Genomic DNA, 21,269 nt, shown 5'->3' on the forward strand with positions numbered 1-21,269 from the left:
GCGATGTGGACACAACGTGCCTATGCCAGTTTACGCCTGCCATACGGGAGCCAGCATGCCGAATGTCGCGCAAGTGACTGTTTTTCCAAGTGGTGTGTTTTGCAATGTGATATCCCTCATGACGCATTGGCCTATGCTCGCTAAACTGTCCCCGTGCGCTGCTTTTCTATCCTTCTCAATCCATGTCTGATAACCCTGTTCCTGGCTGTACCAGCCGCTGCAGCAGGGGTCCCTTATCGTGTCGAGATCGATGCTGCGTCATCGGTGGAGAAACTGCTCGAAAAGAATCTGGGCATCATCCGCTGGCGTGGAAATGACTATATCGATCGGGAACAGCTTGAGCGTCTGTATAAATCGACGCCTCAGGAAATTGAGAATCTGCTGGCGCCGCTGGGTTATTTCAAACCCAGGATCGTCTCAAGCATGACGCCCGACGGTGGCGGTTGGCTCATACGTTTCGAGGTCTGGCGTGAAGATGAAACCGTGGTTCACGACGTGAACCTCCAGATCGAAGGCGCCATCCGTGACGAGCCTGACTTCCGTTCGCGGTGGGCGGAGCTGATCCAGGTCTGGCCATTGCCTATCGGTGGGGACTTCACCCAGTCGGATTGGGATTCGGCCAAGCGACGTGGCCTGCAAGCGTTGATTATCGATCGCTTTCCCACTGCGAAGATCAAAGACAGCAAGGCGGAGATCGATCCTGAACGCTCGGCGGCCGAATTGTCGGTCGTCTACGACTCCGGACCGCGCTTCAGTTTCGGCGAACTCGAAATCAATGGTCTGAAGCGCTATCCGCGCAAGCTGGTCGAACGCATGGTGACTTTTCATCCTGGCGAGGGCTACAGCCAGCAAAAGCTGCTCGATCTTCAAACCTCTCTGCAGAACACCCCTTATTTCAACTCGGTTTTTATCGATACCCCATTGGATGCCAACCAGCCAATCGGCGTGCCTGTACGAGTGGATCTGGTCGAGGCGCCAACCCGCAAGACCGATGTGGGCCTGGGTTTCGATACCGACAAAGGACCGCGTGGCAGCGCAGGTTACCGTTATACCAATCTGCGCCAGCTGGGCTGGATAGGTACCACCGGGCTTGATCTGCAGAAAGCGGAGCAGACGTTCAATCTCAAAGTCGAACTGCCGCCGGATAGAAAGCATTATCGTTATTCCAGTATGTACAAGTTCGAGCACAAGGATGTTTCGGGCCTGGATACGCTCACCCATACCATCGGGGTGCAGCGTGCCCGTAAACTCGGTGAGATCGACGTAACACAGGGTTTGCAGTACACAAGGGAACGCACGCGACATACCGTCGGTGACGTAGAGAAGTCTGACCTCAATCGCGCTTTTATACCTTCACAGGGCTGGACCCGCCGCCACCTCGACAATCCGAATGACCCGCGCAACGGCACTATCATGAGCTGGCACCTTTCTGGTGCAACGCGGGCCTTTTTGTCTGATGCCGACTTCGTACGTGCCTATGGCCGTATCGCTTGGTATTTCCCTGCGGGCGACAGCGGGGTATTTCTGTTGCGTGGCGAAGCCGGTCAGGTAATTGCTGATGATGAGCAGAATGTGCCCACTAAGCTGTTATTCCGGACCGGGGGGGCAAACACCGTACGTGGTTACAAATTCGAGAGTCTGGGTGTCAAGGACGGTAATGCCGTATTGGGTGGTCGTGTATTGGCCACAGGCAGCGTGGAATACCAGCATAAGATCATTGACCGTTGGCGTGCCGCCATATTCATGGATGCAGGTGGCGCAGCAAAGGACTGGACCGACTTCAAGGCGTACCGCGGTTATGGGGTAGGCGCCCGGTGGATCAGCCCCGTCGGCCCTTTTGCCCTCGATCTTGCGAAAGGCGTGGAGACGAACCGTATGCAGATACATTTCTCGCTGGGGGTAGGCTTCTAGACCATGCTGCAAGTCCCTACCAAGCTTGAAAGAAAACCCAAGGTAACCCGAGCCTGAGTATGCACGATCCCGCCGACACACCGGATACACCACCCGCGCCGCCAGAAGCGCGTAAACCGGTACGCCGGCGTTTCCGGTTTGGCCTTCTTTGGATAGAGCTGTTTCTGCTCGGTATTATCGCGCTTGTGGCCGTCGTCATCCTGCTGGCGGTCAGCCCGCAGGGTACCCGTCTGCTGTTTCGCATTGCCGAACCCTTATCAGGTGGGATGGTGCATGTAGACCGGGTGGAAGGTTCACTTTGGCAGCGACTTGTTTTACATAACCTTCAGGTAAAAACCGCCAAACTGCAGTTGAAACTCGACCGGGCGGAGCTTGCCTGGCAACCCTCGTTTTTACTCGATAGCAAAGTACAGATCGATCAGCTCGCGCTAGGCCGTATGCAGTTACATACGCAACCCAGCGACGAACCCAGCAGTATTCCGGATTCACTGGCGTTGCCTGTTGCGCTGCAATTGCAGCAGGGCACCCTGGAAAGTTTGGTCGTCAACGATCAGTTGATTCTGTCGGACACAGTACTTACCGCCAACAGTGATGGGCAGAACCATAGACTCCAACTGTTACGCACCTCGACACCCTGGTTCGCAGGCGATGGAGAACTCAAACTGAATGGCATCAAACCATTCAAGCTTGCCGGCAAAGTCAACCTGCTCGGCACCATGCCCGATACCCCATGGCAACTGAACCTGCAACTGGGCAATAACCTCGAAGCATTGCAATTGCGTGGCAATGGTGAAGGCCGCCTGAATAAAGTACCGGCGCAGCAGCCATTCCATGCAGACTTCGACCTGCTTGTCGCCCCGTTTGCCAACTCCACCTGGGCCCTTGTTCAACGAGGCACGCTGCATACCGAAGCGCTCAACCTACAGGCGCTGCTCCCAAGCCTGCCGCGTACTGCGCTGGACGTTACCTTGCAAGCCACGCCGTCTGGTCAGGCTGTATATGCCAAGGTCGCGGTACGCAATACGCTGGCTGGCAACTTACCCGATGGCCGACTACCACTGGAGAACCTCGATGCCGAGTTGTTGCTGGATGCCCAGCACGCGCAGATCCGGCAATTGCAGTCCAAACTGGCCGGTGGCCGCCTGACGCTGACAGGCAATGCCAGTCTGGAAAAGCTGAACCTGCAGGCGAGTCTTGAGCAAATCAATCCCAGCACGCTGGGTGGGCCTGCTTTGCCTGTATCCGGTACGCTAACCCTCAGCGGTACACCGACCAATCCCCAAGTAGTGGCGGCACTTGGTGACAACAATCTTGGTTTAGATCTGGACGCGACACTGGAAGGCAAGGGCGATGCACGCCAGTTGAATGCCAAGCAGATATTAATCAGACATCAGAATGGTCAGTTGGAACTGGCAGGCAAAGTGGAGTTGGCCGGCCAGCAGCGTTTTGATCTGCAAGGCAAACTGGCGAACTTCGACCCGGCGTCCCTGACCCCATTGGCAGGCCGACCATTGCCAGCGGGTATGCTCAATGCAGCGTTAAGTACGCATGGCAAGCTGGCAGCCGCCATGCAGGCCGATGTCCAACTCGACTTTCAGCCGAGCCAGCTCAATGGCCAGCCGCTTGATGGCCAGTTGCGTGCTGGATGGCGAGGGCAATATGTGGAAGGTATATTGCTCGCCATCAATCTGGGAAAGAACCGGTTGAATGCGAGCGGGGCATTTGGCCGCCCGGCTGATCGCCTTGCGCTGGATTTCTCCTTGCCCGAGGTCGGCGATTTCGGCCCGGGCTTCAATGGCAAACTCGATGCCAAGCTGGTGCTGGCGGGTACATTGCAACGCCCAAGTCTGGAGGGGGATGCACAGGCCACCCAGTTGCGCTTGCCCGGTAACTTCGCCCTGGATGCAGCAACACTTCATGCAAAATTCGAAGCCTCGCCAAAGAGCCCTGCCAATAGCCCATTAAGTCTCAAGCTCGACGTCACTAGCCTGTCCGGCCCAAGCCTTACTGTCCCCAAGTTGCACCTTGATGTCGATGGTACTCAGGCTGCGCATAGTATCCGCTTGGCAGGGGAAGGCACGGCAGCCGAGCAGGCATTCAATCTGAAGCTAAGTGCCACCGGCGCCTTGGAAGCCAATACCTGGCGTGGCAAGCTGGACCAGCTTGAGAATACGGGTAACTGGCCGTTGACGCTCAACAGTCCGACTCAGGTGCAGCTCAGTGCGGCGGGTGGCGAAATCAGTGGACTGGACGCCCAAGCTGTCGGTGCCAAGATCAATATCCGTCGCGCCTTTTGGCAAACTGGCCGTTTTGCAATACAAGGGCAGGTACAGGATGTCGCAGTAAAGGAATGGCTGAAGCGCTTGCCCCAGTTGCAGACGCACCTGACTACCGACCTGGTACTGGCCGCTAACTTCGATTTGAGTGGTGATGAGCGCCTGGCTGGCCATATGTTGATAGAACGCCAGTCTGGGGACCTTTCATTGTCGGTTGACGACCCATTTGTAAAGCCGATGCCGCTAGCATTGTCTGCCGCCAAGTTTGAATTGAACCTGAATGGCGACCGTGCTGGGATTGCGTTGGATCTGAAGTCGGCAGCCTTTGGCAGCGCCACCGGTGCTTTTTCAAGCCGTTTCGAGAAAACCGAAGCGGGTTGGCGACCCGCACGCGGCGCTGCATTGGAAGGGCAGCTGTCCGCCGAGATGCCCTCGCTTGGCTGGCTTGGGCCTTTGGTAGGCCCCACAGCCAAGGTCGATGGGCGACTTTCCGCTGAATTACGTGCCGGCGGTGAAATCGGGGCGCCACGGCTGTTTGGTCGAATTGCCGCCAATGACTTTGCCTTGCGCATGCCCGATACCGGGATGAATTGGCATGAAGGCAAACTGGAAGCCACGCTGGAAGGCGACAGCGTTCAACTCTCGACTTTCTCGCTCAAGGCTGGCAAGGGTGAAGCCACCGCTTCCGGACGCATGTCGCTGCGTAATGCTGGGCCGGAGGGAACGCTGGCTGTCGTCTTCAATAAATTCGGCGTGCTAAGCCGGCCAGACCGGAACCTGATCGTATCGGGTGAAACCAATCTTGGCATTCAAGGCGAAGCGTTAACGTTGACGGGTAAATTGACCGCTGACTCAGGTCTGATCGAACTCCCCAAAGGGGGCGTACAAAAGCTGGGGGATGATGTCATCGTCAAAGGCCGGACTAGCCCTGATAAGCGGCAACCCAAGCCCACCTTGTTGACCATGCGATTGGATCTCAACCTCGGTGAGAAATTCGTCTTCAAAGGGCAGGGGGTAGATGCGCGCGTATCAGGCTCGGTTCGTCTGGCCGCCAGTCCCACCCAACCACTGAATGCCAGCGGCTCGCTGAAAGTGAATGAAGGCCGCTATGCCGCCTATGGCCAGAATCTGGCTATCACCCGCGGCATCATCACCTTCCAAGGGCCCTTGGACAATCCTGCACTCGATATCGAGGCAATACGTAAAAACCTGCCGCATGAAGTAGGGGTTCAAATCACCGGTACGACCCTCGCACCACGGGCAACGCTGATCTCTAACTCTGAAGAACCGATGCCCGACAGCGAGAAACTGAGCTGGCTGGTGCTGGGCCGCGGTTCTGGTGGTACCGGCAATCAAGGCGATGCAGATCTGTTGCTGACAGCAGCGGACGCGTTGTTCACTGCGGGGGAATCGGTCAGCCTGCGCCAGCAGATTGCCACTACGTTCGGTCTGGACGACATCAGCATCGGCCGCTCCGAAACCTATACCAAGTCCACCGACCCATCCGACCCCGACAGTGCGCTGACCGGCCGGGTGATCAGCCTTGGCAAGCGACTTTCTGAAAAAGCGTATCTCAGCTATGAGCAAGGGCTGGATGGCGTAGGTTCAGCCGTGAAGCTTACCTACCAGCTGACCCGCCGCGTTTCGGTTGCGCTCAGTGCCGGCGAGACCAGTGCCGTCGATGTGCTGTATTCCTGGATGTTCGATTAACCTATTCATGCGCGCCGCCTTCCAAGGCGCATAGAAACCATGCCTTCCCTGTTTGACCAACCTATTGTCTTCGTCGACCTCGAAACCACGGGGGCCAATGCCCAGCGTGACCGGATCACAGAAATCGGTGTGGTTGAATGGCATGGCGATCATGTGCATGAATGGAGCACGCTGATCAACCCCGGCACGCCCATCCCGCCCTTCATCACCACGCTTACCGGCATTGATGACGCCATGGTGGCGGATGCCCCAAGCTTCGCCAGTCTGGCGGCCACATTATCGGAACGCTTGCAGGGTAAAGTGTTCGTTGCACATAACGCCCGCTTCGATTACGGCTTCCTGAAGAACGAATTCAAACGAGCAGGTCTGGACTTTCGTGCTCGCACCGTTTGTACGGTCAAGCTGTCTAAGAAGATGTTCCCTGGGGAATACAAGCACAATCTTGATGTCGTGGCTGCACGTAATGGCCTGCATATTGACGGCGACCGGCATCGTGCGCTGACCGATGCAAGGCTGATTTATCAGTTCCTGGTCAAACTCAAGCAGGAACGGGGAGTCGAAGCACTTGATGCCGCACTCGACGCCATCAATCGCCCAGTCAATCTTCCCCCAGGTATCGACCCGGAATGGATCGAGACTATGCCGGATGGGCATGGAACCTATGTATTCTACGATGGCGATGCACAGCCGCTGTTTGTGGGCAGAAGCACCACGTTGAAGAAGCGTGTACTGGCGCACTTTGCACCGGACCTGCGGGTTAACAAGGAAATACGCCTTGGCAAGGAAGTAAGGCGCATCGAATGGATCTCCACCGCAGGAGAGCTCGGTGCGCAACTCTCAGAAGCCCGGTTGATCAAGACGCTTAAGCCCGCCTATAACCAGGCTTTGCACCATACCGATACATTGTGCAGCTGGCGTTTTGAACCCAATGAAGACGGCAGCGCCAAGCCTGTATTGGTGTTTGCCAATGAGGTGGCGTTTGGCCACGAACCCAATCTATATGGCTTGTATGGCAGCCAGCGCGAAGCAACCAACACCCTGAAAAAGATTGCGGATGCCAACAAGCTTTGCCTCTGGGCACTGGGCCTTGAGAAACCCGGCAAGCGCAGCGGTACACCGTGCTTTGCCATGCAAATGGGTCGCTGCCGGGGTGCATGTGTAGGGAAAGAGCCCTTACGTACTCATCAGGCCCGTTTCTCGGCCATTCTGGCCAAAGCGAAGCTGCAAGCATGGCCTTTTGCCGGCCGTATCGCTATACGCGAGCAGGACGATGCCAGCATCGCCAGCGATTGGCACCTGTTCGAACATTGGGCATACCTGGGCACTGCGAGCAGCGAAGCCGAATTTGCAGAGCTTATGGCAGCACCGCCACAAGCCCCTTTTGATGTGGACCACTACAGTATCCTGAGCCGGTATCTGGCGGGCAAACCCAAGCAGCTGCATATCGTTTCGCTGCCTGTGGCTATCGAAACTGATACCGACAACCAGTATTAGCCCGATATCGGCTCACAATCAGTCGCAGGCAGCCCTCAGTAGGGCGTAAGCGCAGAGGCTGGAAATGATGGCTTCGAGTAACTCATCAGCCCTGATCGCGACAGAGCAGTAAGTTCGTAAACCGGTTCTTAAGGCCTGTTTAAGGCCGCCTTGATATTGCCCCAGCCGCTACGTAACCTCAACGTCGCAGACTGGCAACACTCCTGTCATTAACCTCCTTTAGTATCGAGCGCTTGCTTGCCTGTTGGGCGCATTTCGCCTAGCGTGGCGGGCCAAAAAAGGGAGGCAATAATGAAAAACGTAAAATATGGTCTGCTCAGCGCCACACTGCTCGCTGGTCTGGCCGGTTGTAATGATGGCGGCGATGTAACGCCAGGGGCGGAGAAGTCCGTACCGCAAGCGATGTCGAGGTCTGCAAGCACTGAGAGCCTACCAAGCTGTGTCGCAGCGCCCAACGCGCTGCGTGAAATCACCGCAGTACAGGGGCCAGGTAGTACCAGCCCCTATGTGGACCAATTGGTCAGTGTGCGCGGTGTGGTAACCGCTGATTTCCAGGCGGAGGACCAGCTCAAAGGTTTCTATATTCAGCAAGCCGTGGCAGATAACGACCCGAAGACTTCGGAAGGCCTGTTCGTCTATGCGCCGGGCGGTTTGGATGTGAAAGTTGGCGACTATGTGCAAGTCAGCGGCAAGGTGGTGGAATTCAAAACCAGTACAAGCGCCACAGAAAGCCTGACCGAGCTGACAGAAGTCAGCGCCATCAGCATCTGCGGTAAGGGGCCGACGATTGCACCACGCCTGGTCAAATTGCCAGTGGCCCGTGCCGATGAGCTGGAACCCGTTGAAGGAATGTTGGTCGAGTTCCACCAGGACCTGACCGTAACCGACGTCCACCAACTAGGTCGGTATGGCGAACTGATGTTATCGCCCGGCGGACGGCTTTACGGCGCATACAACCACCCATACGACGCAACAGTTGAAGAAATTGCCGCGCGCAACAAGCTCGCCAAGATCGTTCTCGATGACGGCCGCAATATTCAGAACCCCAAACCAATCCCATATCTGTCAGCGCCTGACAGCAGTGGTACACGCCGTGTTGGCGATGTCGTCACGCGCCTGCAGGGTGTAATCAGCTGGGGAGCCGAGAGCTACCGTATACACCCGGTTACCACACCTGTCTTCAATCAACTCAATGCCCGGTCCGCCACACCGCCAGCAGTCGGCGGTACTTTGCGCGCCAGTGGTCTGAACGTACTGAACTACTTCACTACTTTGGGTGAACGTGGCGCCAACACACCAGAAGAGTTCACCCGTCAACGGGCGAAACTGGTTGAGACCATCACCGGGTTGAATGCAGATGTCCTGGGCCTGATGGAGATCGAGAATAATGGCGCAACTGCCTTGACCGACCTCGTGAATGCGGTGAACGCCAAGATGGGGGCGGGTACCTATACCTATATCGACGCAGGTAAGGCCGGTACGGACCTGATCACGGTAGCCATGATCTACAAGCCAAGCAAGGTCAAACCGGTTGGTACCCCTGCAGTACTGAATGATCCTAACTTCGCGGTAGGTGGAGGGTTACGTCCTTCCATCGCACAACGTTTCGCCGCACTGGATAACAACGGCAGCTTCTGGATGGTGGTCAACCACCTCAAGAGCAAGGGGTCCTGCCCCTCGGGCACCAATAACCCCGACCGGGATACCGGCCAGGGCTGCTGGAATGCATCGCGCACCAAGCAGGCCAATGTCTTGAAGAACTGGGTCAATGGGCTGGTTACGGGCTCCGGTGAAAGTGATGTGTTGATGGTGGGCGACTTCAACAGCTATCTGAACGAAGACCCGATCCATGCGCTTGAAGCGGCCGGTTTCGAAGCACTGCTCAAACGCCTGCCAGCTACAGAACGCTACACCTATGTGTTCTCTGGTGAAACCGGTGCGTTGGACCATGGCTTTGCCAGCCCCAGCATGCGCCGGCAAGTCAGCGGCCTGGGCGTATGGCATGTCAACGCTGAGGAGCCTGCGGCATTCGACTACAACACCGAGTTCAAGACAGATGACCGCTATGCGGTTTCACCTTATCGGTCTTCCGACCATGATCCGGTACTGGTGGGCTTGAACCTTGCGCCCGATGTTGTTGTCCATGCGCCGACGCTTAACGCTACCCTGCCCACAGGCGGCGCAGTCGGCAACAGTGTTGGCATCGGCAATATCGCCGCCGCTGATGGCACCAATTTGAGCGTGGACTGGGGTGATGGTGTGCAGGAGACATTGCCATTGGCAACCAAGGAAGCAATGCATGCCTACAGTACTGCTGGCAGCTACACAATCCGCCTGCGTCTGACCAATGCCAATGGCCAGAGCGCCGAACGGACAGGCGCTGTCCAGATCACCAATGGCACGCCGCCCGCTGTTATACCGGAACTGTTCTTCAGCGAATACCTGGAAGGCAGCAGCAACAATAAGGCGCTGGAAATCTATAACCCGACCGGTGCCGTCGTTGATCTGTCCGCCTACTCGGTGAAGCTGTACTCCAACGGCTCGACCAGCGCTTCACCGGTTTACCCATTGACCGGCACATTGGCAGCAGGGCAAACCCTGGTGTTGGTGCATTCAGGTTTCCGGCTCGGCAACATTCCCGGTAGCCAGATCACCAATGTGACCAATTTCAATGGCAACGATGCGGTTGTCCTGGAAAAAGCAGGCCGGGTTATCGACGCCATTGGCCAAGTGGGCTTTGACCCTGGTACCGAATGGAAGACCGGTACCCACAGCACTGCCAATAAGACACTGCGTCGCAAGACCGGCATCGTCAAAGGCAGTATCCCTGTGGCAGCGCCAGCCAGTTGGGATGTGAGCGCCGAGTGGGATGTGTTCAATATCGACACATTTGACGGTCTGGGTCGACGCTAGAAACTGTTCACAATCTTATTGTGCAGCCGTACCCGCTTACGGCTGCTTGTGACAGGATGCGTCATTCACACCCACTGTAGAACCTGATTCAGGGTTTCCGCCCAAAGCTTGTGTCACCCCGTCATGATGTCGACGGGGTGACTGCTTTTCAGCATGCACAAGTGCCATATTATTAATTAGTAAGCAACGTAAGTCGCTGCTAGAATGAGCGAAATAATTGCTACAATTAGCTGACATGAGGTGCTGCCATGAAAGGCTCGCTACAGCCCCAAGTAAAACGTCCGGCGCACGTAGGTATGTTTCGGCAATTGGTCAACAGCAAAACCACACCAACCGCTCGAATCAGCCAGATGCGCATTGGGTTCCCCGCTGATGTACTGACCGAGATTCCAGACATGCTCAAGCTGCAGAAAAGTGACGTCTTCAAGGTGGTAGGGTTACCGCCTTCCACGGCGAGTAAGTTCATCCGTGAACATAAGCTGCTCGACCAGTCGACTTCCGAGCGGGTGGATAGGCTTGCCGAAATCTTCGCGTTGGCCAGCGACACGCTAGGCGAAGGCGATGCCGCTGCCGACTGGCTTGGTGCAACCAATTTTGCACTTGGGGGCGAGCGCCCCATCGATCTGCTCGATACCGCCCTTGGCGCCGAACAGGTGCGCCGCGTGCTAGGGAATATTCGTTATGGCGGCGCGCTATAAATGCAGGCTTGGCGGATTTGTGATGCACGCTATGCCCACGACCTCAGCGGCAGCGGTGCGGCTATCTATGGTGGCCGTTGGAACCCTGTCGGCACACCGGCCGTTTACGTAGCGCTCAACCCTGCAACTGCAGCGCTGGAAACATTTGCGCACCTGGGCAACCACGATAAGCAACAACGTGTCCTGGTTACGCTGACGCTGCCTGACGAACCAACGCTATACACCCACCTCGGCGAATCTGATCTTCCCGCTGGCTGGGACAGCCTACCGCCAGGCCCCGCCAGCATGGAGTGTGGTGAGCAGTTTTTGTTATCTGCCGCCCATCTTGGGCTTGTACTGCCATCCATCCTGGTGCCTGAGGCACGTAATATTGTCCTTAATCCGCGCCACCCAGGCTTTGCACAAGTCACTGTTGCCCAAATGCGACCCTTCACGTTCGATGCGCGTTTGTATGGGAAGAGCCAGATAAGCTGAACAGGGCAGGGGGAGCTTGCTCGGGTAACATTAAACAGATCCCTCTTCACTGACCTGGTTCGCCCTCATTTATTTCCCCCTTCGCCTGCCAAGTATCAAGCTGGCGCAGTTCCCGCGCCCCTCGGCCGATCTTCCGCCTTAGCAAGGTCCGCAGCGTAACGCCATCTGCATAGCCCACTTTTTCCGCGATCTGTTCAACACTTGCGTTCGTGGTCTGCAATAGATGTACCGCCCGCTCCACGCGCAAATCCTGGAAATAAGACAGGGGTGACTTTCCCAATACTGTCTGAAGTCGCCGCGCCAAAGTGCGTTCGCTGGCGCCAACTGCCAGTGCAGCGGCTTTCAAAGAAAAGCCCTGCGCCAGATTGTGGCGGGCCCAATGCTCAAACCGCTCCACCACCGGGTCGGAGTGTGCCAAGTGGTCGGGAATCACAAAGGCCGCCTGCGAAGGACGTGGGTCCATCACCAGATAACGGGCAGCCAGCGTCGCCAGGGCAGGGCTGGAACGGCGTATCAGCCATAAAGCCAAGTCCAGATGCGCCAATGCCGCACCAGCAGTAACCACGCCTTTTGATTCGGCCAACATTCGGGATTCATCCAGATGCACCCGTGGATATAACTCCCGAAATAATGGCGCCAGCCACCAACTGGTTGTCGCAGGCTGGTCATCCAACAGTTGCGCACCTGCCAGGATAAATGTGGCGGTACACGCACCGGCAACTACCGCCCCTTGTGCGGCCCAATCCCGCAATAGTTGGCCCGCCTCGGCAATATCCGGCCGGCTTAACGCTGCCCGCAAAGCAGGTGGCGTCTTAAAACCCAATGCTGGCACCACCACAATGTCCGGGCGGGGCAGGGACCGTCCTGCCACCACAGGCACCAGTAGACCTTGCGCTGTCTGCACGCGTCTGCGAACACCCGCGACGGTAACAGTTGCCCGCAAGGGCAGCATAGCCGTGGATTCGGACAACTCGTTGGCTGTTGTGAAGGTATCGAGCAACGTGGACAGGCCCGTGTCGAATACGTCATTCAGTACCAGGACATAAATATTCATGGCAAGAATGATAGCATTATTGGCAATTTCGCCAAATCCCAATGATCGTACGTTCCCCTATGATTCGGTCTCCCTTAACAACATCAGTAAGCGAGAAAAACCATGACCAAACTAGCCTTGTTCGTACGCCTGGAAGCCAAATCTGGTAAGGAAAACGCACTGAAGGATTTTCTGGAGAGCGGTTTGCCATTGGCGAACGCGGAATCGGAAACACCCGTCTGGTTCGCACTGCGTTTCGGCCCGACAACCTTCGGCATTTTTGATGCGTTTGATAATGAAAATGGCCGGCAAGCGCACCTGAACGGCAAGATCGCTGCAGCATTGATGGCCCGTGCGGACGAATTGTTGGCAACACCGCCGAGCATTGAGAAAGTGGATGTACTGGCTGCAAAACTACCAGCTTAAGCGTCGACAACCCAATGAAATAGGGCTCAGCTTGCTGAGCCCTATTTCATTCTCATATATGCTTACTCTAAGCAGAAACCGCTTCGCAGGTCTTTACTAGCCGCGCTCAGAATCTATTCACGATCTGTCGCGAGCAGCCGTCAGCAGGGTGAAGTGCAGCGCAGAAGCCGGAATGTACTTAGGTACATGAGGACTTCGAGCAGCACATGAGCCCTGATCACGGCTGCGCAGTAAGATCGTTTAGAAAACGACACCTGCCCGCAAGATCACATTCGCATACGGCGAACACTCACCAGTCCGCACAATGGCGCGTGCACTACTTGTCATCGCCTTGAATTGCTCATGGCTGATCGACCGCTGTTCAACCCCCTCCAGACGAATCGCCAACTGCTGGGCAACGGCCGGGTTGCAGACATGCAGATCGCTGGCCAACACGGCGCACTCAACCTGTAACTCACTCAACACCGCCGCCAGTACCGCATCAAAACTGGGCAACCCAGGTGTGACAGCAAGGTCGATACGACGTGGACCGTCTGGAATAGGCAAACCTGCATCGGCAATAACCAGCATCTCCCCGTGCCCCATGCGGGCGATCACATCCGACAACTCCGGATGCAGCAACTGCGTTTTTTTCATTTACTGCTTTCTTCTACTTTTTCTACAAATCACTTCAGGTGCTCAGCTCAACCCGTCGAGGAATCGACGATTGTGCGCCATGCCGCGTCACCCCCAGTGCGGCCGCCCGTTGGCCTAACCTGGCCGCATCCTGCAAAGACTTACCCTCAGCCAGCCCAACGCTGAAGCCGCCAATAAAAGTATCGCCGGCTCCCGTGGTATCCACGGCCTCTACGGGGAAAGCAGGCAGATGCTGGCTGAATTTGTCGGTAGCGACGAATACCCCTTTTGAACCCAAGGTGATCAGCACATGCTTTACGCCTTTCGCCAACAGCGCCTCAGCCGCAACCGCCGCTGTTGGCACATCGGTAACCGGCTTGCCAGTCAACAAAGCAGCTTCGGATTCATTTGGTACGAGGTAGTCGATCAATGGCCAGATTTCGTCCGGTAAAGCCGCTGCTGGTGCGGGGTTGAGCAAAACAGGGCAGCGGTACTCCTTTGCCAGCTTGGCTGCATGCAGTACCGTGGCAACCGGTACTTCCAACTGTAAGACCAGCATGGCGGCGCCATCCAGCAATCCCGCAGCTGCATCCAGGTGTTCTGCCGCAAGCTTGGTGTTGGCCCCCAATGCAAGGGAAATACGGTTCTGCGCGGCATCGTCCACAGTGATCATAGCCACACCACTGGCGGTTTCGGCATCAACCCCAACCGTTTTATCCGCAATGCCTTCTGCTACCAGACTTGCCCGCATGGCGCAGCCGAATGCGTCGTCACCCACACGGCCGATCATGGCCACATTGCCGCCCAGACGTGCACAAGCCACCGCCTGATTCGCCCCCTTGCCACCCGGTTGCGTAACGAAGTCATAGCCGGTCAGCGTCTCGCCCGCTTCAGGCGCGCGCGGCACCCGCATTACCAGGTCCATATTCAAGCTGCCAACAACAATCAGACGGCGAGAGGATGATTTGAATGAAGTCATGAGGTATCCAATTATTGGTTGATTTTTAAAGGAAAAGACTCATCCATGCTGTGGCAGGGCAACAGCAGGGTCGAAAACCGCGGTAGAACTACGAACACGCAATTCGGGTTGCAACATCACACAACGTAATTCGGCCCGACGCCCCTGAATACGCTCCAGCAGCATGGCCACTGCTGTTGCACCGATGCCCTCCTTGGGCTGGACTACCGTCGTCAATGGCGGGCTGCTGAAAGAGGTCAGCTCAATGCCATCGAACCCGATGATGGACAACTGATCAGGAACACGGATGCCCAGCTCGTAGGCGGCGCACATTGCTCCAATCGCCATCAGGTCATTGCAAGCAAAGACGGCGCTGGGGCGTTGCGGTTGCATCAGTAAAGCACTCATGGCCTCGTAACCGCCCCGGCTGGTGAAATCCCCACGCCACAGTGCATCAATGGGCGGCGTCAGACCGGCTTCCCCCATTGCCAGGCGCCAGCCCGCAATACGCTGGTCGCTGGGGGAGAGCTCCGCAGGCCCACCAATGCAGGCAATGTTGCGATGGCCAAGCGACAAAAGATGCTGGGTCGCCAGATAACCGCCTTGCACATGATTCACCTCGACCAGATCGTACTGGACGCTTTCCAGCTCACGGTCCACCAAGACCAGTGGCAAACGCAATTCCTCCAGCAAACTGTGCAGGCCTACGTCCTCACCCGAGGTAACCACAATCAGCCCGTCGATACGACGCTCTGTGAGCACACGCAGGTAGACGCTTTGCTTATGCGGGTTATCGTCGGAGTTGCACAGGATGACGTTGTACCCCGCATCGAAACACCGTGCCTCGATCACACGCAGAATTTCGGCAAAGTAGGGGTTGGAGCTGTTCGGGATCATCATCCCTATCGTGTGTGTCACATTGTGCTTCAGACTCCTGGCCACAGCGCTGGGTACATAGGACAGCGCCTGGATTGCCTCTTCGATACGCGCCCGTGCGTCGTCGCTGACCGGGCGTGTCTCGTTAAGCAGATGCGATACAGTTGTGATCGACACCCCAGCGCGATGCGCTACGTCCTTCATCGTGGCCATGCAAGACTCCGGTAGCGCATCATGCCTGACGGTTACGGCGACGCTCGCGCATCATGTCCAACACAACGGCGGCGACAATAACGCAGCCGGTAATGATGCGTTTCGTCGGCTCACTGGCACCCACTTGCGCCAAGCCCGCCTCCAGCACAGCAATAATCAGCACGCCAAAGAAAGTGTTAATGACTGAACCCCTGCCACCCATGAGGCTGGTACCGCCAATCACGACCGCGGCAATTACCTGAAGCTCCATACCCACCCCCATATTCGGGTCGGCAGCCTCAAGGCGGGAGGTCTGGATCAGGCCGGCCAATGCCGCCAACACGCCCAACAAGGCAAATACCGCCACCTTGATCGGGCGCGGATCGACACCGGCCAGCCGCATGGCTTCCTCATTGGTGCCGATGCCGATCATGTAACGACCGAACACGGTACGGGACAATACGATCTGCCCGGCGATCACAATCAGAATCGCCAGAATGAAAGCAGGGGAGATACCGCCGGCAATCGGAGCACTCAGCCATTCAACGGTGCTACCGATGTATTGGGTGCGCGAATCTGTCGCAATATAGGCGCTGCCACGGGCAATTTCGAGCATGCCCAGCGAAACAATGAACGAGGGCAGACGCCAGCCCACCGAGACCATACCGGTAAGCAAGCCGCACCCCAGCCCGACCAAGAGGCCAAGCATGGCAGCGGGCCAGATGCCCCATTGCCACTGTTGTAGCGCGATAGCGGTGACAGCTGCGCCGAGTGCCATCACCGAACCGACGGAAAGGTCGATACCCGCAATGACCAGCACAAAGGTCATGCCCACCGCCATGATCGCCAGGGCAGGGATATCGTTCGCGATGGTGATAAAGGTTTCTGCTGTGAGGAAGTATTGGCTGATTGAACCAAAGAGCAGAATCATTGCCGCCAAGGTGGCAATCAACCCGATATAACCGCCCAATGCATGACGCAACCGGGTAGCCTTGGGGGAGTCGCTGACCGGTGCAGCAGATATTGTTTGAGAGGATTGCATGGGAACCTTCGAAAGAACTTTTTAGTGAGATGTTGTCGTGGTGTAGGGCGAATTCGCGAGATTCGCATAGCCGCTGAAGCAAGCCTCCAGCAGAATCTGTTCGGACCACTCGCCACGCTCGAATATGCCCACCAATCGCCCAGCGCTCATTACGCCGATGCGATCGCAGACAGTCATCAATTCGCGTAGGTCGCTCGATACCATCAGCATGGCTTTACCGGCTGCAGCCAGACGGTCGAGCTCCTGATACAGATCAGCCCGTGCGCCAATGTCGACGCCGCGAGTGGGCTCATCCAACAACAACACATTGCAGTCCCGGTGCAGCCAACGGGCGAACACCACCTTTTGCTGATTGCCGCCCGATAACTCACCCACCGCCTGCTCGACCGAGCCGCACTTCACCCGAAGCATGTCGGCGAGGCGTTTTGTCACGCTATGCTCGGCTACCTTGTTAAGCCAGCCACGGCGGTTGACGGCAGCGAGATTGGCAAGCGTGGTATTGACGCGGATCGACTGGTTCAGCAGCAGTCCCTGCGCTTTGCGATCCTCCGTCACCAGGCCGATACCATGGCGTATAGCCGACATCGGCGAATCTATAGCAACTGGCTGTGCCGCCTGATCAAGGAACAAATGGCCACCATCCTTGCGATCGGCTCCGAACAGCAAACGCAACAGCTCGGTACGGCCAGCCCCCACAAGACCCGCCAAACCCATGATTTCGCCAGCATGCAAGCTCAGGTCCACATCACATACCTGCGTTCCTCTGCGCAGACCGTGGGCACGTAAGCGCATCGCCCCGGCGGTACGGCGTGGGCGCGTCGCCCCTTCGTCTACCGCGCGGCCCACCATCCGCTGTACCAACTCGTCCTGCAACACCCCCGCCATGGGGCGCACATCCACCAGACGACCGTCACGCAACACAGCAACACGATCGGCAATCCGCTGCAGTTCATCCAAGCGATGGGAGATATAGATAATGCCTACGCCACTCGCCTTCAGCCGGGCTATTTGCTCGAACAGATGCGCGATTTCGCGATCCGTCAGCATGGCAGTGGGCTCATCCAGAATCAGCAGTTTGCAATCACCAACCAGATTCCGGGCAATTTCTACCATCTGCTGGTGCCCAATCCCCAAGGAACCGACAAGCGCTCCTGGGTCGATATCGTCCAGGCCAATAGCCGCCATTTGACGCCTAGCCTGCTCATGCAAAGCACGTTGATCAATCATGCCGAAGCGGTGGGGCAACTTATCCAGCAGCAGGTTTTCCGCCACGCTCAGCGTGGGTATCAGACTCAACTCCTGCATCACCATGCGTACGCCCAGTCGCTCGGCGTGGCTACGGGAAGCAGGCTGAAAGGATTGCCCTGACAATGTCAGCTCACCGGTGGTCGGCTGTACCAACCCACAGATAATTTTGGAGAGGGTGCTTTTTCCGGCACCATTCTCTCCTGTCAGTGCCAGCACCTCGCCAGCATGAAGGTCAAGCGTAATGTCGCTCAGCACCGGCGTTGCGTAATGTTTGGAAATGCCGGCAACGCTTAACAAAGGGGTAGGGGACGTCATGACTACATCCAGTGAGGGGAAATAAGAACCTATTCTCGATCGTACTGTGCAGCTGTGATCAGGGCTTATACGCTGCTCTGCGCCCTGCTGACAGCTGCTCGCGACCGATCGTGAACGGATTCTTGATGACTCACGGCCGCCCTGCGCACAGCCCTGAGAACATGCATCTCAGGCTATGCACAGATGCTTGTTGCTGATTACTTGGTTACCAGTTGCACCGGGGTCTTGACTTGAACAGGCAAGGCTTTCTGCGGCGTCTTCTCGGCCAATGCCTTCAGCGCTGTCTCAATACCGAAAACCGCTTGTTTGGCCGCATACTGATCCGCTGTGGCATCTATTTTCCCGGCGGTCAACATGGGTTTGATCGCAGAAATATTGTCGTAACCGACGATCTTCACTTTGTCCGTTTTACCTGCTGACTTGACGGCAGCAACTGCACCAAGCGCCATATTGTCGTTTCCGCACAGCAAGGCTTTCAGGTCAGGGTATTCACGCAACATGGCCGATGCCACGGTGTTGCCTTTTTCGATTTCCCATTGGCCGGACTGCACCGCAACAACCTGCACACCCGCAGCCTTCATGGCATCCTGGAATCCTAGCGTCCGCTGCTGCGCATTGGATGTGGTGGATACCCCCTCGATCACGCCGACTTTGTCCCCTGCTTTCAGTTGCTTGGCCAGATGCGTGCCCACCAATTGCGCACCGGCACGATTATCCGGGCCAACAAATGGAATACTCAGCCCTTTTTCCTTCAGTGCCGCCACGTCAAACTGGTTATCGATATTCACCACCAGAATGCCTTTTTCGATGGCGCTCTTCATCGCCGGCACCAACGCTTTGGAATCGGCAGGGGCAATCACAATCGCATTTACCCGTTGGGCAACCATCTGTTCAACGATCTTGATCTGCCCGGCTGTATCGGTTTCATCCTTGATGCCATTCGCCACCAGGTCATAAGTGGCGTGTTGTTTCTGATGCGCCTTGGCGCCATCCTCCATCGTGCGGAAGAATTCGTTTGCGAGTGACTTCATCACCAAGGCAACCTTGGGCTTGTTTTCAGGCGCTGCATTGGCCGCAAGGGCGTGCTGCAATGGCAATGCACCAAAGGTCAGGGCCGCGGCAAGCAGCTTCAGTGTGTGACGACGGGGGAACATTCAAATCTCCTTCATGCAAATCGAGGGTGTGGGTATTGCCGTGGCAGCCGAGAGGGGAAATGTAGCGAGAAACAACCCACTACGCAAACGTTTGCGCTAGTCTCAACGAGCAGGGGAAAGCCTGTCAAGCGGCATAAATGCTGCGCTGCGGCAACGATAACGTAGGATTTGATTGTGCGTTTTTATTCAATGCGCAAACTAAAATTCAGAAAAGTACTCTTAACCCAATCAATGCATGTCTCTCAAGATGTTTTGATAATGGGATACAAAGGGTAAAAACGGACATAACTACACGGTATTACCTAGGGTTCAGACTCACACGCCCCAGAGGGTATTACGGGTGTAGTCCGCTGGATTGAACTACGTTTCCCTCTGACCACCTAATAATCCGTCAAGCAGGAAGAGGCCAACTTGCTGATCAACTGTGTTGCATACCAAAACGGCAAAAAGCTGGCTGATATTCCCCATACGGACATCAGCGAGTATGTCCAGCAACCCGGCTGCTTCGTTTGGGTTGCATTGCGCGATCCATCCGCAGAAGAGCTGGAGGAGATGCGCAAAGAGTTCGGCTTGCACGAATTGGCAGTTGAGGATGTCACCAAAGGCCACCAGCTGCCCAAGATCGAAGAATATGGCGACACTTTGTTTGTCGTGCTTCACCTGCTCGAAATGGACGATGCAGGCAAAATCAACATAGGCGAAGTAGGGGTCTTTGTCGGGCCGAACTATGTGTTATCGGTGCGCAGCCATTCCGGTATCAACTTCTTGAATGTGCGTGAACGGTGCGAGCGTGAGCCACACTTGCTGAAATTTGGGGCCGGCTTTGTGCTGTATGCATTGATGGACGCGGTGATTGACCGTTACATCCCCATTATTCAGACGCTGGAAATCGAGTTGGAACAAGTCGAAGCCAAGATTTTTTCAGGCGGTACCACCACACGCGCCAGCATTGAGGAAATGTACGGCCTGAAGCGTAAACTTATGCTGGTGCAACATAGCGTAACTCCCTTGCTCGAAGCGGTTTCACGGCTCTATGGCGGGCGGGTGCCCCAGGTGTGCCTGGACCTGCAGGAGTACTATCGGGATATCTTCGATCATCTGGAGCGCATCAGCAGAACCATAGATGGGCTTCGCGACATCCTGAGCACCGCCATCCAGGTCAATCTGTCGATGATCTCCCTGAACGAATCGGCAGTGACCAAGAAGTTGGCCGCCTGGGCCGCGCTTTTTGCGGTGCCCACGATGATCGCCGGCATCTACGGTATGAATTTTGAGAACATGCCCGAACTGAAATGGACGCTGGGTTACCCGCTGACGTTGTTCCTCATGGGGATCCTGGACTTTGCCTTATGGTGGCGATTCAGGTGTGCCGGTTGGCTGTAGAAACAAGTAATTGAAAGGTAGCCAATGACCAGAAAACTCCCCATTGCGCTTTTAGTAGCCATTGGATTTTCATTGCATTGTCTCGCTGCAGATAAGGCACCGCCGCCAGAAGAGAAGGGGGTCGTTGATAAGGTCCAGGAAAGCGTCAAGGAGGGTTGGTCACTTATTTTTCCCGACCAGGAAAAACAAAAGCAGCAGGAGGCTGCAAAAATCGACAAGAAACGGTTACGCAACCTGACAGGCTGCGCGGCTAATGCGAAGCGCACCACATGTAAGTGCTTTACCAAAGCCGGGGGTACTGACACAACCATCCCGCTCGATAAATGTCTGCTTGCTGTCGATCGTGGTGTTGCTGCGCTGGCAAAGTGATGGGGCAGGGGGCAAGACGCCCCCCAGGTTTGGTTAAGGTTGTTTACTTACTGAAGTTACGCAGCAGCCGCGAGAAGCAGCTGTAGCTGATCATAAGCCGCGCGGGAGGCGTTGATCAGTAACTTGCGGCAAAGCGCGAATGGGTTCTTCTGCGTCTTGACGCTCAAGCATTCAAGCTTGAA

Annotated in this window: 16 protein-coding genes; 9 read left to right on the forward strand and 7 right to left on the reverse strand. The window is 56.3% G+C overall.

All coding sequences use genetic code 11. From position 1 onward, the window contains the following. Nucleotides 1-153 precede the first annotated feature (153 nt). From ACUHMQ_RS07240 to ACUHMQ_RS07265, 6 genes are all read left to right on the forward strand, one after another. Nucleotides 154-1,911 carry an autotransporter assembly complex protein TamA gene (locus ACUHMQ_RS07240; RefSeq protein WP_445294783.1) on the forward strand — a complete coding sequence of 586 codons (1,758 nt, stop codon included), beginning with the start codon at nucleotides 154-156 and terminating at the stop codon, nucleotides 1,909-1,911. A 59-nt stretch (nucleotides 1,912-1,970) separates the two neighbouring features. Further along, nucleotides 1,971-5,897 carry a translocation/assembly module TamB domain-containing protein gene (locus tag ACUHMQ_RS07245; RefSeq protein ID WP_445294784.1) on the forward strand — a complete coding sequence of 1,309 codons (3,927 nt, stop codon included), beginning with the start codon at nucleotides 1,971-1,973 and terminating at the stop codon, nucleotides 5,895-5,897. A 39-nt stretch (nucleotides 5,898-5,936) separates the two neighbouring features. After that, nucleotides 5,937-7,391 carry a 3'-5' exonuclease family protein gene (locus ACUHMQ_RS07250; RefSeq protein WP_445294785.1) on the forward strand — a complete coding sequence of 485 codons (1,455 nt, stop codon included), beginning with the start codon at nucleotides 5,937-5,939 and terminating at the stop codon, nucleotides 7,389-7,391. 291 nt (nucleotides 7,392-7,682) lie between these two features. Then, nucleotides 7,683-10,304: an ExeM/NucH family extracellular endonuclease gene (locus ACUHMQ_RS07255; protein ID WP_445294786.1), complete on the forward strand. Its 2,622-nt coding sequence runs from the start codon at nucleotides 7,683-7,685 to the stop codon at nucleotides 10,302-10,304. A gap of 248 nt (nucleotides 10,305-10,552) precedes the next feature. Then, nucleotides 10,553-11,002, forward strand: coding sequence for an Xre family toxin-antitoxin system antitoxin (locus tag ACUHMQ_RS07260; protein WP_445294787.1), 450 nt, complete (start codon nucleotides 10,553-10,555; stop codon nucleotides 11,000-11,002). Then, entirely contained in the window at nucleotides 11,003-11,476 is a 474-nt protein-coding gene (locus ACUHMQ_RS07265; protein WP_445294788.1) for an RES family NAD+ phosphorylase, read from the forward strand. It begins immediately after the preceding gene. 46 nt (nucleotides 11,477-11,522) lie between these two features. Here ACUHMQ_RS07265 and ACUHMQ_RS07270 read toward each other — a convergent pair whose 3' ends face one another. Continuing rightward, nucleotides 11,523-12,530, reverse strand: coding sequence for a GlxA family transcriptional regulator (locus ACUHMQ_RS07270; RefSeq protein ID WP_445294789.1), 1,008 nt, complete (start codon nucleotides 12,528-12,530; stop codon nucleotides 11,523-11,525). A gap of 102 nt (nucleotides 12,531-12,632) precedes the next feature. Here ACUHMQ_RS07270 and ACUHMQ_RS07275 point away from each other — a divergent pair, with 102 nt between their 5' ends. Next, nucleotides 12,633-12,935, forward strand: a complete 303-nt coding sequence (locus ACUHMQ_RS07275) for a putative quinol monooxygenase (protein WP_445294790.1) — start codon at nucleotides 12,633-12,635, stop codon at nucleotides 12,933-12,935. 240 nt (nucleotides 12,936-13,175) lie between these two features. Here the strand turns inward: ACUHMQ_RS07275 and rbsD are convergent, their stop codons facing one another. The 6 genes from rbsD to ACUHMQ_RS07305 all read right to left on the reverse strand — a co-directional run bounded on the left by rbsD (nucleotide 13,176) and on the right by ACUHMQ_RS07305 (nucleotide 19,335). Then, nucleotides 13,176-13,571: a D-ribose pyranase gene (rbsD, locus tag ACUHMQ_RS07280; RefSeq protein ID WP_445294791.1), complete on the reverse strand. Its 396-nt coding sequence runs from the start codon at nucleotides 13,569-13,571 to the stop codon at nucleotides 13,176-13,178. 34 nt (nucleotides 13,572-13,605) lie between these two features. Further along, nucleotides 13,606-14,529, reverse strand: coding sequence for a ribokinase (gene rbsK / locus ACUHMQ_RS07285; protein ID WP_445294792.1), 924 nt, complete (start codon nucleotides 14,527-14,529; stop codon nucleotides 13,606-13,608). 39 nt (nucleotides 14,530-14,568) lie between these two features. Further along, entirely contained in the window at nucleotides 14,569-15,597 is a 1,029-nt protein-coding gene (locus ACUHMQ_RS07290; RefSeq protein ID WP_445294793.1) for a LacI family DNA-binding transcriptional regulator, read from the reverse strand. 19 nt (nucleotides 15,598-15,616) lie between these two features. Next, on the reverse strand, nucleotides 15,617-16,618 hold the full coding sequence (locus ACUHMQ_RS07295) for an ABC transporter permease (RefSeq protein WP_445294794.1): 1,002 nt from the start codon (nucleotides 16,616-16,618) through the stop codon (nucleotides 15,617-15,619). A 21-nt stretch (nucleotides 16,619-16,639) separates the two neighbouring features. After that, a complete protein-coding gene (locus tag ACUHMQ_RS07300; RefSeq protein ID WP_445294795.1) occupies nucleotides 16,640-18,181 on the reverse strand; it encodes a sugar ABC transporter ATP-binding protein in 1,542 nt (513 codons plus the stop codon). A 197-nt stretch (nucleotides 18,182-18,378) separates the two neighbouring features. Beyond that, the gene (locus ACUHMQ_RS07305) at nucleotides 18,379-19,335 is read right to left on the reverse strand and encodes a sugar ABC transporter substrate-binding protein (RefSeq protein ID WP_445294796.1); all 957 of its coding nucleotides are present in this window, start codon (nucleotides 19,333-19,335) and stop codon (nucleotides 18,379-18,381) included. Between the two features lie 411 nt (nucleotides 19,336-19,746). Here ACUHMQ_RS07305 and corA point away from each other — a divergent pair, with 411 nt between their 5' ends. Together corA and ACUHMQ_RS07315 are read left to right on the forward strand one after the other, a co-directional pair. After that, nucleotides 19,747-20,718: a magnesium/cobalt transporter CorA gene (gene corA, locus ACUHMQ_RS07310; RefSeq protein ID WP_445294797.1), complete on the forward strand. Its 972-nt coding sequence runs from the start codon at nucleotides 19,747-19,749 to the stop codon at nucleotides 20,716-20,718. A 24-nt stretch (nucleotides 20,719-20,742) separates the two neighbouring features. Further along, a complete protein-coding gene (locus tag ACUHMQ_RS07315; protein ID WP_445294798.1) occupies nucleotides 20,743-21,087 on the forward strand; it encodes a hypothetical protein in 345 nt (114 codons plus the stop codon). Nucleotides 21,088-21,269 lie beyond the last annotated feature (182 nt).

This window comes from Chitinimonas violaceus (assembly GCF_052601015.1).

What these genes read in the sequence shown, in the direction of transcription:
- ACUHMQ_RS07255 (WP_445294786.1), top strand. Translation starts at nt 7,683, where the DNA reads ATGAAAAACGTAAAATATGGTCTGCTCAGCGCCACACTGCTCGCTGGT.
- ACUHMQ_RS07295 (WP_445294794.1), bottom strand. Translation starts at nt 16,618, where the DNA reads ATGCAATCCTCTCAAACAATATCTGCTGCACCGGTCAGCGACTCCCCC.
- ACUHMQ_RS07260 (WP_445294787.1), top strand. Translation starts at nt 10,553, where the DNA reads ATGAAAGGCTCGCTACAGCCCCAAGTAAAACGTCCGGCGCACGTAGGT.
- ACUHMQ_RS07305 (WP_445294796.1), bottom strand. Translation starts at nt 19,335, where the DNA reads ATGTTCCCCCGTCGTCACACACTGAAGCTGCTTGCCGCGGCCCTGACC.
- ACUHMQ_RS07275 (WP_445294790.1), top strand. Translation starts at nt 12,633, where the DNA reads ATGACCAAACTAGCCTTGTTCGTACGCCTGGAAGCCAAATCTGGTAAG.
- rbsK (WP_445294792.1), bottom strand. Translation starts at nt 14,529, where the DNA reads ATGACTTCATTCAAATCATCCTCTCGCCGTCTGATTGTTGTTGGCAGC.
- ACUHMQ_RS07270 (WP_445294789.1), bottom strand. Translation starts at nt 12,530, where the DNA reads ATGAATATTTATGTCCTGGTACTGAATGACGTATTCGACACGGGCCTG.
- ACUHMQ_RS07300 (WP_445294795.1), bottom strand. Translation starts at nt 18,181, where the DNA reads ATGACGTCCCCTACCCCTTTGTTAAGCGTTGCCGGCATTTCCAAACAT.
- ACUHMQ_RS07265 (WP_445294788.1), top strand. Translation starts at nt 11,003, where the DNA reads ATGCAGGCTTGGCGGATTTGTGATGCACGCTATGCCCACGACCTCAGC.
- ACUHMQ_RS07315 (WP_445294798.1), top strand. Translation starts at nt 20,743, where the DNA reads ATGACCAGAAAACTCCCCATTGCGCTTTTAGTAGCCATTGGATTTTCA.
- ACUHMQ_RS07250 (WP_445294785.1), top strand. Translation starts at nt 5,937, where the DNA reads ATGCCTTCCCTGTTTGACCAACCTATTGTCTTCGTCGACCTCGAAACC.
- ACUHMQ_RS07290 (WP_445294793.1), bottom strand. Translation starts at nt 15,597, where the DNA reads ATGGCCACGATGAAGGACGTAGCGCATCGCGCTGGGGTGTCGATCACA.
- rbsD (WP_445294791.1), bottom strand. Translation starts at nt 13,571, where the DNA reads ATGAAAAAAACGCAGTTGCTGCATCCGGAGTTGTCGGATGTGATCGCC.
- ACUHMQ_RS07245 (WP_445294784.1), top strand. Translation starts at nt 1,971, where the DNA reads ATGCACGATCCCGCCGACACACCGGATACACCACCCGCGCCGCCAGAA.